Raw genomic sequence first — 12979 nt, forward strand, 5'->3', positions numbered from 1 at the left:
CTTTAATTTTCATTTAATTTGTATGCTTACTTATTAAACTTTCTATATCATCATTACTACTTAATAAATCTTTGAAAAACTCATTTCTTTTCTCATTATAGTTAACTGACTTATATATACAAGCATTATATAACTTAGCTTTATTTAAATCAGTTTCAATAAAGTCAATATTTTCAGATATTGATTTAAAAATCTCATTTCCTTTATCAGTGTTTACACAAACTAATGATACTCCATTATTATCATAAAATTCTGGATGTATTTTTTGTATTCCCCAATAATCTGCTAATGATATATCACTTTTAGTATTAAATCCCTTTGCTTTACAAGCATAACATGAAGGTCTTAAATATATATTTTGTAAAAATCCTTTCATATATATATCTTTTGCAAATATATTTGAATACTTTTTGCAATTCTCAAATTCTACAAGTGTATTATAATTTATCCAACTTTTTTCTTTATACCTAAAACTTATATTCTTTATATTTGAATTGTATTTTTTTGTTAAATACTCCTTGTACTTATCAAATACTAGTGGACTTGGAACTCCATGACAGATAATTTCAACACATATTAAATTATCATAAATCTTATTTAAAAATAAGTTTAGACCTTTTATCTGACACTGAACTCCACTAAAAAGTACTAATCGTCCTTCATCTAAATATCTTTTAGCATCTATATAACTATTTTTTATATCACTTTGAACATATTTAGAGCCTTTAAATTTATAACATTCGTTTATATCTTTTGCAGACTGATGAACTACATTTAAGTTTTCATCAAAGCAAGCTCCAAATACAAATCCTTTGTTTTTCATTATATAGTTGCATAAAGCTATAAATATTCCACCTGATGAACTACTTGTTTGTTCACTTTTATCTCTATTTTTACATGCATAAGCCTTTATTTCGTTCAAACTTATTTTTTTATCATTATACTTAAAAGGACATACAGCTTCACATAATCCACAGTTTATACAATTATTTTCATCAACTTTCGGATACTTAAAGCCTTCTTCATCAACCTCCATTGTTATACATTTTTTAGGACATACACTGTAACATCCATAACAACCACAGCACTCTTTTTTATCAATTTTATTCATATTTATCCCCTCTATAAAATTTATTCATGCTTACTTATTTGTTCCATAATATCTGCTATTTCCGATTCTAGAATATTAGTATTTTCAGATATATTTTTAGTTATTTTTTCAACTAAATTTCCATAGTTATTTAGTATATAACTAACCTTTTCGTCAACTAACTTACTTATTTTATTTTCTTTCCATAGTAAATCATTTTTAGCTTCTATTACTAAATTACTCATATCTAATCCTCGTCCTAAAACACCTTCATATTTAACTCCATACGAAATAGCTATTGCAGGTTTTCTCATATAAAATGTTGATACTGCTGCATGCATTCTGCAAGTTATAGTAAACTTTCCATTTCCTAAGATTTCTCTAGCTTCAGATGGCACTAATTCATCATATATAGGAATTACCCTATCTATACTGCTTAAATTTTTTAATTTTATAATTATACTTTTAACTATTTCTCTATCATCTGGATTTTTCAAAACATGAGGAATTAAAATAACTTTTTTATCATTCAATCTTTCATCTTTTAATATATTATTAATTATATTAACTTGTTCTTCTAAGAATTTATTTTTATCAGATGTGTATTTATTGATAAGTCCTGATGTGACTATACTTATATATGAGTCTTTTTCTAAGTTATATTTATCTAAAATCCCCTTTACTTCTTTTTGTCTTGGTAGATCTATAAATGCTAAGTCTCTTCCTTTAAATACATTTTTATAATTTATACTTTGTAAATATTCCATACAATTATCATCTCTAGTATATATTTTTACATTTTCTAAACATTCTCTTGATAAATCTATTCTATAATCAGTAAAAGGACCTATAGTTTGACCTATTAGCATTACTAATTTTTCTTTACTTAATTCTTTTATATGTTTTAGATCACTTTCTAGTCTTTTTATAGAATAATATTCTGAGAAATCATCTCCACCTAGATATATTACTATATCTTCTTTTACAGATTTATTTTCAGGGTATAAGTTATTGGCTTTAGTTTCTAACCTTAGTCTTTCTAAATCCTTTTCAGTTAATGTTTTTACAAATATCTTTATATCTTTTAAATATTTATTTAACTGATTAATTACAGTTATTCCCATCATCATACTTCCATAATTAAAAGTATTATAAATATATTCTATTTTTATATTCATAAAATTCCTCCTATATAAAAAATCACACCTCATCTTTGTCTACTATATCGAAACAATCCTCAAATTTTACATTATTTTTTATCTCAGTACATCTTTCTATATATTGTTTTGTGTTCATTTTCCATGTATGATTATTTGGGTCTCTACTTCTAAATACTAAAAAATTATACTGAGATGTATTAAATATTTTATATTTATTTTCAATACAATCTTTAAAAAACAACACATCTTCACCTGCTGATACACTTTTAAATTTTATATTTTCAAATACTTTTTTATCAAAACACATTGTGGCACCTGCCGCTTTACTTGAATAATTATTAATTATTCCTCCTGTACATATCAGCTTATTAAATTCTTCAAAGTAATAGTATAACTTACTTTTTCCTACAACATCACACTCGTGATTTTTAAAAGTATAGTCTACTTCCTTTAAATAAAATTTTCCATAGTAATCATCACTATCAAATCTAGCAATAAAATCATACTTTGATTTATTAATTCCATAATTTAATGCATCACCTAACTTAATTGGTTTATCTATTTTATAAATAGATATATTTTTGTATTTATCAATATAATTATTAAAATCATCTATATTTATATCACTGTTATTTATAACTACAATTAATTCTTTTTTATCTATTTCCTGATTTATATAATTTTTAATTGTATTTTCTATGCAATTAGGCTTATTTATAGGTGTTATAATTGAAAAACCTCTACTATCCATCTAATCACCTCCTAAATGTCCACTATTATATTCTATGTTTATAATTTCATTTAGTTACATAGTTACACAAAAAATTCTTTTAGTTTGTATAAAAAAACAATAAGCAATTAATTATTTTAAATTAATTGCTTATATTTTAATTTTTGATTATTCATAAATTTTGAATGTATTAATAACCTTCTTATATTCATCATTATAGAGTCCGTTTAATTTATATTTAGGATTTTCAAATACTGAGCTAGAGTTATTTCCATGTATTGTTATAATATAATTATAGCCATCTATAACTTCATAATTTAAATTTATAGCTCCTGCATGACCATTCCCGTGAGTATATCTTTTACCATTTTTAAAATCTTCTCCACTGTATATATATGTTAAAAATGGTGGTGATTCATGAAAATAAGTGGCAAGCCTTTTATTTAAGTGGTCATGTATATACCCATGTTGACTTATTATAACTTGTGTGTCTTCTTTATGTTTATAATTCATTAATCTTTCAAAGTAATCCGGTATATACATATCATCAGAATCGATTCTTACATAAAATACCTCATCTTCATCATTTATAAAGTCATTTGTTAATTTTTCTATCCCTATATATGAAAAAATTATATTATTTGGTAGTTTAGGGTATTCACTCAACACCTTAGTTATTATAGCATGACTTTTGGGATGATATCTAAAAATAGCTATAAACTCTTGATATGTCTGAGATTCTAATGACTTTCTTGTATATTCCATAAATATCTTCATTCTATATTTTATCCACTCTTCACTAAAACTTGCTTCATAAAATGAATAATAATTAAACGATGAAAATACTACTATTTTTCTATTTTCCATAATAATCACATCCTACTTTTAGTTTTATTTAATTTTTATATTTTTGTAGATTTCTTTTAGAACTTTTTTATAATAATCATCCTCATAATGATATGGAGCTAAGCCCCATCTATGATTTTCATATGCTAGAAAATCTCTAGTTAAATCTATAACCTTAGCTTTAGGTAATTTTTCTATTAAATAGTTATAGTAGTCATCTAGTATAGAATTATATATATTATTTTTTTTAATAGTTTCATTATTAAATTCAACTTTATTATTATTTTTATCTAAATATCTATTTAAAAAATATACTTTGTGTATTATTATAGATTCTTGGTTGTAAATTTTTATTATGTTTTTCACGTATAAATCTATACATTCCTTCCAAATATCACTATTTAAATCCTTTTTATGAATTATATCTCCATTTATATAGTCTAGTAACTTACTTTGTTGAAGTTCTACAGAATTAGTTATATAGCTATTTTTAACTTTAACTAAGTTAAATCTTTCATCTAGTAGCTCTATTATTAAATAATCAGATTTGTTTTCTTTTAATATATCAAAAATATTTTTATTTATATCTGATTCTATTGATTTTTTAGCAAAATTATTAGCAAAATTCAAATTGTAATCATTAAGATTTATATCTATTCTACTACTTACTGAACTTATCATAGATTGCCTAGCTAAATACTTATCTATTGAAATTGGATATTCACTTGAAAAATTAAATAAATCTCTACTAATACAGCTTCCATGTATATTAAACCTTTTTATCCCTTCATATTTGTACTTTTTAGTAGTATCTGTAATAATTTCTCCATATTCATTTCTTATAAAATATTTAATTTCATAAGTTCCATCATTTATCACATAAAAAATATGTTCATTTTCCTTTTTATACCAAATTTTCTCTATTGGTTCTTTATCTTTTATTAAATAATATGCATATTCTAAGTTATTAGAGTTCCCATTGTAATCTACGGTTATATTCAAATTACTTTTGTTTTGTTGACATAATATATTAACTTTTTTTACGTCTAATTCTTCTTCATCAATAACACTTACATTTATAGACTTACTAATTAAGTTAGAAAATTTATCTTTATAATATGCTGTTAATTTATACTCACCCTTATCTTTAAATGTATAGTGTAAATTTGTCTCGCTGCTATATTCATATCTATATATGTTAATATCTGATTTGCTTATATATAAGGCATGTTGAACATCCTGTTTAGATTTATCATCATAATCTAAAAATATTTCACAGACTTCATTAATTCTATAATTTCGTTTAGATACTTTTAAAATACATTCTTCTTGCTTTAATCTAAAAAATGCCATATTTCCATCTGTATAATTTATCCATCGCTTAAGAACTTTATCTAAAACATCATAAAGTTCACTTTCTTTGACTATGTCAAAGCATAATAATGCACTTAATTCTTTACAATGAGTTAAATGATATTCATAATTATACTTAGCTGGATTTCCTAAGATGGTATGGTTAGTTAGATCATACATACTTAAAAATCCGATATCATACATTCCTATACAATGTTTCAAGGTATCAAGTCCATCTAATAGTAAGTTTTTCACTTTTAAATTCTCTGTTGCTTTATATAGGTCATATAAACCTATTAATGCAAATATATATCCATTTAATATATGTGTACTTGGAGTGGTTGGATATTCTTCATAAAAAACATATTTATCAAATATTTTATCTCGTATACCTCCATATTTTACATCTATATTAAAAATCTTACTTCCTAATAAAGCAGATTCTATATATCTTTTCTCATTTGTTAAATAATAGGCTCTTACCATAGATGATATTATAAATCCTTGAGCTAGTGCTGAGTACCATGGAGATGTTAATTCTTTAGTTTCCTTTACACCATACTGGTAATTAAACTCTACTGGCCATCCACCATTTGTGTCTTGTTTTTTTATAAAGTATTCTACATATTTTAGAAATATATTTTTATGTTCTTCATCTTTATATACATAATACTTACTTATACATTCTAGAGTATATATAGCTTGAGTTATTGGATAGTGTTGATAGTTATTCCTTATATTGACTATAAGTATTCCATTTTCATCTAATTTTACATTGTTTCCTTTTAATAAATTGTATTTATGCAAATCTAAATAGGTTTTGTCATGACTATATTTTTTCATCAAATTTATGGTTCCATATTTTAATTTTCTAATATCAATTGACTTATCAATCTCATTCATATCTACATATGCACCTCTTGTATAGTTTAGTTCTATCTATGATTATCTTTTAATTAATTGTATTTCTTTTTTTATAGTAGCCTCTATCCCACACTTTAATTTTATATACTCTGATGCAACTTTTGACATTTTTAAAAATTCATCAGGATTATAGTACAAATATTCAATAGCATTAGCTATACCTATATAGTCTTCTTCTTTTACTAATAAACCACATTCATTATCTACTAAATATTCACTAATAGCACACACATCATTAGATATACAAACAAGTCCACTGCTCATAGCTTCACACATAGATACTCCATGTGTATCTAGTCTTGTTGGACATAAAAATATTCCATGTTGTCTGTGAAGATTTGCTATTTCACTTTGTGATATGAACTTTTCATATAAATTTACGTTTTTAAAATGTTTTATATCATTTGTTATTTCTTTAAATAGTAATCCTCTGCCATATATATTAAATTCTAATTCATAAAAAAATGATTTTTTAGATAGCTCTAGAATTGCCTTAACAGATAAGTCATTAGCATAGTTATTTGCTGTAAAAGGTCTTATAGATAATATTTTTAATCTTTCATCCTTTGATTTTGGTGTGTATTTAAATAGATTTTCATCAATTACGTTTGGTATAATATCACAATTTTCTATCTTGCAGTTAGCATCCACTTCACAACATTCAGTTTTTAGCCAATTAGATACTGCAATAAATTTATATCTCTTATCTTTATATATGCTTCTTAGAAAAAACATTTTTATTTTATCCATTATATCCCATACATCTTTATTTGTATTAATTTGTTCTTCTGTATAATTAAATATTCTACGATTCCATCTAGATACTTCAAAGCCATGTAGCCATACAATCCTAGGTATATCATAGCAAATTTTATCAAGTACTTTTATCATATCTTCATTTACAAAATGAATTAATATTTTTTTATATTTTTTAAATTTTAAAATAGTTTCTAGTCCTTTATAGTCTCCTTTTAAAACTTTTATACTTTCAAATTCATAATTTGAAAGTAATGTTCCCTTTTTGTCTAATGAGTATACATCCACATTTAGGCCAAATTCCTTATAAAGTTTGATTCTTCTATGAACAAATGCATTCCTGTATAAATCGTGTTCACTCGGATACATATTAGTCAACAATAAATAATTGTTATTTGATAAATGATTTAAAATATTATTTTCATAAATTTTATTATCCATAGACTCTATAACCAAGTTATTAATATAAATACTTCCTGTACCTGAAATTCTAATTGCTAATTTATAGCTTTCTACATCTTTTTCTGTGTATATTTTAAGTTCATCACCTATATTCATACTGTTATTGGAGAGTAGCTTTTCTTTAGAATAGGTGTTTATAAATAGCTTTACCTCTATTCCTTCATCTTTATATCCATCAAATTTTATAATATACATAGTATTTTTTTCTATATCAAATAAATCATTAGTACTGTATTTTGAAAAAAACCTTATAGCTTTATAATGAATATATTCACTTATATTATCACTTGTATTTTCAATCTTTATTCCATTTTCTGTATCAGTTATTTTAATACATGAATTGTTTGTAATCCACTTATTAGCTTCTAATTTTATATGCACAGTATCACCCACTAAATTTCAACGTTCTCTATATCCAAGCTTTGTAAATTAAAATAATCTTCTATAAAGTTATATCTATCAATTGAAAAATATCGACAACCATACTTAAATAAATCAATTTTATTTTTTTGTACATATTCAATAAAATCTACTATCCTAAATCTATTTAATATACTGCTTTTGAATATACATTTATCTAAATCTAAACTATTTACATATTCAAATTCACATTTACTATTTTCAACTGATATACTTCTTAAAATAACTTTTTTAGCTCTTAAATATGACTTCTTTCCTATAAATTCAGCTTCACAATATTTACTAGCATTAATTAAATCTTCTATATAGTATTTTCCATAAAAATTTTTAAGATTTATATATGATATATAATCGGTATCTATTACACTCTGTATATCCATATTCTCTTTCCATAAAACCGATTTAAACTTATTATTAAAATCTATTTTACTATCTAATATTAGTTTCTCCTTTAATATCAACACTAATTTCTTATTAACATAAGTTTGTTTATTGTATATATCTAATATATTTTTCACATCTAACTCACTATTTACAACTGCTATTAAAGTAATACTTTTATCAGTAACTCCTAAATTGATATTTGCTTTATCTAACATATACTCTAATCTAGATTGATACGTATGTTTGCTCATACAAAGTCTAATACCTTTTATAACTTTTCTTTTATAGTATATTTCATCATTTTTAAGTTTTTCTAGCTCATTTTTTAACACATTGAAATCATCACTACAAAGCACTAAATCTCCAAAAATTTTTTCAATACCTTTAGAGTATGAACTTACTACGGGTGTTCCACTAGCTATACTCTCAAACACTCGTCTAGAAAACATTGTATTTGAATCTTTAACACTATTTACATTTAATGTTATTTTGTATCCTTTGTTAGCTATATATAGTTCATAAGGCTTTAAATTACCTTTTATATATTCCTGGTACTTATCCGGGAATTTATATGGAGTACTTTTAAGACCTAGGTGCCTATCATATATGTCAAGGCCTATAGTTTCAATACTAGCATCTAGTATATTATCTGTATCTATTTTTCTTTCTTTAAATTTTTTACCGTAATAAGTTCCTGCAAAACAAGCTTTTTTTATTCTTTCTTCTTGAAATTTAATAGGGTTATGAATAGTTGGTTGACATGCAAAAGGCATCGTATAAACTCTATCATGTCTTAATGTTTGTTTATATCTATCTATTGTTCCTTCATCAGTTGTAAATATATAATCAAATAACTTACATGCATTTATAAAAGAATTAAAATGAACTGGATCTTCTTTATTCCAAAACATTGAAGGTATGTTATTTTCTCTACACCATGAAGTTATTTCCTCAAGAATTGATAATCCATATTTATCAGCCGCTATTTTTCGATGCCATAATCTATCTTTGCCTTCCCATGCAGATTCGACTATTAATATATGTGGTTTATTTGTAATTAATTCTTCTTTCCAGTTGTATGGAGTAAGTGGTATAGTTTTTACCATCTCTTTAAAACAGTTCATTGTAAAGTCATCAAATATACAAGCTACTTTTAGGTCTTTCATACATCTTACATTTGTTATATTTTTATAATTTTTTGGTTTATTAATTTCAGCCTTATATATTTTTATGTCAGATATACTAAATTCGCCTTCGCCTGTAACTCTTATAGCAAGTCTAATACTCTTTGCTTCTTTATTTGGATAAAGATATAGTTTTTCATTAATTTTCACGCTTTCTGTATTTAGCTTAATTTTATCTGAGTAACTTATTATAAATAATTCAACAGTGCAATTCTTTACTTCTCCTGTAAATTCAATTAAATATATATTATCTTTGTTTATATTTATATTATTTTGTCCTATATTAGAAAACCCTAGATTTTCTAATAGGTATATATATTCACTTTTTTTATTTTCTAAGTTGGATGTTAATTTATTGTTTACATGCTTTGAAATTTTACTATTTCCTACAAAAAACATAATATTTTCTTGAGTTAAATCAATACTTTTATACAAAGTAGTTTTGAAATACATATATTCTCAACTCCTACTATTTTAATAGTTTTAAACTTTTGTTTACTATTTTATAGTATGGATTGCTTTTATGTTTTGTGATATTTATTCGATTTAAATTTACAATTTTTACTATTTTTAGAAACTGTCTAGTTCTTCATATAAACAAATTTTCTTTTCTTGAATAAGTATATTTATATATATTGTAATAAAAATAATTAAAAATAAAATAATCATATATTACCTCCTTATTTATGTTATATATGATTATAAAAGAGTAACCTAAAAATAAACTTAAATAAAAACTTGCTTATCTTTAGCTATTATATAAGTAGAGTTGATTAATCGTAAAAAAAAAGTTATTGAATATAATTCAATAACTTTTTTTAACTCAAATAACTTATTAGCCTAATAAATAATTATTCTATTTATTATTTTCTAATTCTTTTACTTTATCTCTAATATACACTCCTACTTCTTCTCTAGGTATCCCCAATGCAATTGAAAACTCATCATTAATTAATGCTTCAGCTACTTTCATAAATTTATCATCTATTTGACCAAGTTTCTTACCTTTATTAGTTATACTAGCTTGCTTTTCGTAAATACCAGCTATTCCAGCTAATAATTCTTCGCAGTCATGTGTTTTTAAAATATCCTTATAATGTGCGTGTAATAGTCTTGAATTTTTTTCTTTACATTCCTGTTCTTTCATTTCAGGAATTCGTTTTATAGCATTTTGAGCTTCTTCATATGAAATAATAGGTCTCATAAATACACTAGTATCTACAGGCACAAATATCTTACTATTCTCATAGATAGGTTTTAGTGTATAATAAGTTCTATTTTTATCACTTCCAGGAATATTACTTAACCCTATATCCTCTACTTCACATACTCCATTGCTTCCGTAGATAATAAAATCTCCAATTTTATACATAACATTCATCTCCTGATTTTTTATTTAAATAAATACTAACTATTTTTACATATTGTAATTTATATATATGCTATTGCAATATATAAAAAAAGACCCTTTTAAAGGATCTTTTTCCGACTCAAATTATATAAATTATAATATAGTTATATTTTCTGCTTGAGGACCTCTAGCACCTTTAACTATATTAAAGCTTACTTTTTGACCTTCTTCTAATGTCTTAAATCCATCAGTTTGTATAGCTGAGAAATGAGCAAATACATCTTCTCCACCATCTACTGTTATAAAACCGAAACCTTTTTCACTGTTAAACCATTTTACTATTCCATTAGTCATTTGACTTTCTCCTATAAACCATATCAAGACATGCTTGATTTACTTTTGTATTCCTACAATATTTATTATAGCACATATAAAGTATAATAGCTATTATTATATTTTAAACTTCATTAGTTTACTTTATATATACAGTATTTAGTTATATTAATCTATCTTTTTCTTAGATGATTTAATTCTTTTAGCAAATCATTATATTCTTCTTCATATTTTTTCTTTTTAGATTCATTATTTTCAGTACATATAATAGATATTATATGAGTTAACTTATTTTCTAAAATTAAAAGTTTTTCTTTGTTTATTTGTTCTTGTTTACTTGGCTTTACTATATTTTTTGATTCTTCGTAAGAATATAGGTTTCCATTGAATTCATTTAGTTTTTTATTTTTAATTTCAATTATATAATCACAAACATTATTAGTAAAACTTCTATCATGAGATACAATTATCATTGTTTTTTCTGTATTTAACAGAGATTTTTCTAAAGCTTCCATTGATAATATATCCAAGTAATTTGTTGGTTCATCTAATACCAACAAGTTATTATCCTCTAAAATTATTTTGCATAATGCTACTTTTACTCGTTCTCCACCACTTAATACTTTTACCTTCTTATACACGTCATTACCTTTAAATCCAAATAAATTCAAATTTATTCTTATGAAAGTTTCATCAAAAGATGATACTTCTTTTATATTATCTAATATACTTTTTTCATTATTTAATGTATCTTGATTTTGAGAAAAGTATCCTACTTTTACTTTTTGATTTATTTTAATACATTCATTATTATTTTTTAAAATTTCTTTTAATAAAGTGCTTTTTCCACATCCATTTTCTCCAACTAAAGCAACTTTTTTATTTCTTTTTATTTTAAATGACACATTATCTAGTAATAAATTATCTTCTATTTTAAGTGTTAAGTATTTTGCTTCTATCAAGTTTTTACTTACTATTTCCATACCTTCTTTTATATATATTTTTATTTGATTTATATCCTTTGGTTTTTCTTTTACTTCTAGTTTATCTATTCTACTTTGTATTGCTTTTATATTACCATCTAACTTTTTCTTAGCTCCTTGCCCACCCATTTTATGAAGTCTTGCTTCAGAATTTCCCATTCTTTTTGGACATCTTTTTATGCTATCTTTGTGTTGTATTTTTTGAATCTTAGTTTTTTCTAATCTTTGTTTTTCAGTTTTATATTGTTCATATTCAAACTGTTGTCTTTTTCTTTCTTCACCTTTTAAACTTAAATATGTTGTGTAATTTCCTTTATATATTTTTATTCTTCCTGCGTCTAGCTCTACTATAATATTACATAGAGAGTCTAAAAGTTTTCTATCATGAGATACTAGAAGTAATGCTCCATCATGCTCTTTTAGCATTTTTTCTAAAATTTTTATACTTTCTTGATCTAAATTTGATGTTGGTTCATCTGCTATTATTAGTTTCCTTTTTTCTTTTAATGCATTTGCAATTTTTAATTTTACTTTCTCTCCTCCCGATAGATACTCTTCATATACGTCACATACATTCAATAAACTCTTTATTTTACTATCCCCACATATATCCTTACTTTCTTCCATTTGGCTTATATATGAATAGCTATTTGTTAATTCTATATTTCCTTCATCTATCTCTATTTCTCCTGTTAAAACTTTTATTAAAGTAGTTTTTCCTGCTCCATTAACTCCTACTAATCCTATTTTATCTTGCTCTTGTATTTCAAATTTATCTATATCTAGTACTAATCTATCTATATAATATTTTTTCACTTTATTCATGGTTGCTAACAACAAAAAAATCCCTCCTTTTAATACTTAAAAATAAGGAGAGATATATTATAGGTACACAAAATAAAAGTAATGTATAATTTACTCTCCTTAATCTAAGCACTATAAATAATCCTATAAATATAGGTTTTAAAAATTTATAATACTGTAAATTTAAAAAGTAAATTAT

At 23.9% G+C, this 12979-nt stretch carries 10 protein-coding genes; all 10 read right to left on the reverse strand.

All coding sequences use genetic code 11. The features are described 5' to 3' along the window. Positions 1–13: 13 nt before the first annotated feature. Complete coding sequence (locus ACEXNK_RS01845) at positions 14–1111, reverse strand: Coenzyme F420 hydrogenase/dehydrogenase, beta subunit C-terminal domain (protein ID WP_373601473.1); 1098 nt, start codon at positions 1109–1111, stop codon at positions 14–16. 20 nt (positions 1112–1131) lie between these two features. Next, positions 1132–2268, reverse strand: coding sequence for a polysaccharide pyruvyl transferase family protein (locus ACEXNK_RS01850; RefSeq protein ID WP_373601474.1), 1137 nt, complete (start codon positions 2266–2268; stop codon positions 1132–1134). A 22-nt stretch (positions 2269–2290) separates the two neighbouring features. Further along, complete coding sequence (locus tag ACEXNK_RS01855) at positions 2291–3001, reverse strand: glycosyltransferase (RefSeq protein WP_373601475.1); 711 nt, start codon at positions 2999–3001, stop codon at positions 2291–2293. A gap of 147 nt (positions 3002–3148) precedes the next feature. Further along, complete coding sequence (locus ACEXNK_RS01860) at positions 3149–3847, reverse strand: hypothetical protein (RefSeq protein WP_373601476.1); 699 nt, start codon at positions 3845–3847, stop codon at positions 3149–3151. Positions 3848–3871: 24 nt separating this feature from the next. Next, positions 3872–6082, reverse strand: a complete 2211-nt coding sequence (locus tag ACEXNK_RS01865; RefSeq protein WP_373601535.1) for a DUF6270 domain-containing protein — start codon at positions 6080–6082, stop codon at positions 3872–3874. Positions 6083–6124: 42 nt separating this feature from the next. Beyond that, positions 6125–7702 (reverse strand): glycosyltransferase family 4 protein, encoded by a 1578-nt coding sequence (locus ACEXNK_RS01870; protein ID WP_373601485.1) that lies wholly within the window; start codon positions 7700–7702, stop codon positions 6125–6127. An 11-nt stretch (positions 7703–7713) separates the two neighbouring features. Next, a complete protein-coding gene (locus ACEXNK_RS01875; protein WP_373601536.1) occupies positions 7714–9762 on the reverse strand; it encodes a CgeB family protein in 2049 nt (682 codons plus the stop codon). A 403-nt stretch (positions 9763–10165) separates the two neighbouring features. Further along, positions 10166–10681, reverse strand: coding sequence for a CarD family transcriptional regulator (locus ACEXNK_RS01880; RefSeq protein ID WP_373601089.1), 516 nt, complete (start codon positions 10679–10681; stop codon positions 10166–10168). Positions 10682–10813: 132 nt separating this feature from the next. Continuing rightward, on the reverse strand, positions 10814–11014 hold the full coding sequence (locus ACEXNK_RS01885) for a cold-shock protein (protein WP_373601088.1): 201 nt from the start codon (positions 11012–11014) through the stop codon (positions 10814–10816). 152 nt (positions 11015–11166) lie between these two features. Continuing rightward, a complete protein-coding gene (cplR, locus tag ACEXNK_RS01890) occupies positions 11167–12816 on the reverse strand; it encodes an ABC-F type ribosomal protection protein CplR (protein WP_373601087.1) in 1650 nt (549 codons plus the stop codon). Between the last annotated feature and the right edge of the window lie 163 nt (positions 12817–12979).

It is taken from the genome of Paraclostridium bifermentans (assembly GCF_964259345.1).
Lineage (GTDB): Bacteria > Bacillota > Clostridia > Peptostreptococcales > Peptostreptococcaceae > Paraclostridium > Paraclostridium bifermentans_B.

Excerpts from the sequence above, each read along its gene's own strand:
- ACEXNK_RS01865 (WP_373601535.1), bottom strand. The coding sequence starts at position 6,082 with ATGAATGAGATTGATAAGTCAATTGATATTAGAAAATTAAAATATGGA.
- ACEXNK_RS01850 (WP_373601474.1), bottom strand. The coding sequence starts at position 2,268 with ATGAATATAAAAATAGAATATATTTATAATACTTTTAATTATGGAAGT.
- ACEXNK_RS01855 (WP_373601475.1), bottom strand. The coding sequence starts at position 3,001 with ATGGATAGTAGAGGTTTTTCAATTATAACACCTATAAATAAGCCTAAT.
- ACEXNK_RS01885 (WP_373601088.1), bottom strand. The coding sequence starts at position 11,014 with ATGACTAATGGAATAGTAAAATGGTTTAACAGTGAAAAAGGTTTCGGT.
- ACEXNK_RS01875 (WP_373601536.1), bottom strand. The coding sequence starts at position 9,762 with ATGTATTTCAAAACTACTTTGTATAAAAGTATTGATTTAACTCAAGAA.
- ACEXNK_RS01860 (WP_373601476.1), bottom strand. The coding sequence starts at position 3,847 with ATGGAAAATAGAAAAATAGTAGTATTTTCATCGTTTAATTATTATTCA.
- ACEXNK_RS01880 (WP_373601089.1), bottom strand. The coding sequence starts at position 10,681 with ATGTATAAAATTGGAGATTTTATTATCTACGGAAGCAATGGAGTATGT.
- ACEXNK_RS01845 (WP_373601473.1), bottom strand. The coding sequence starts at position 1,111 with ATGAATAAAATTGATAAAAAAGAGTGCTGTGGTTGTTATGGATGTTAC.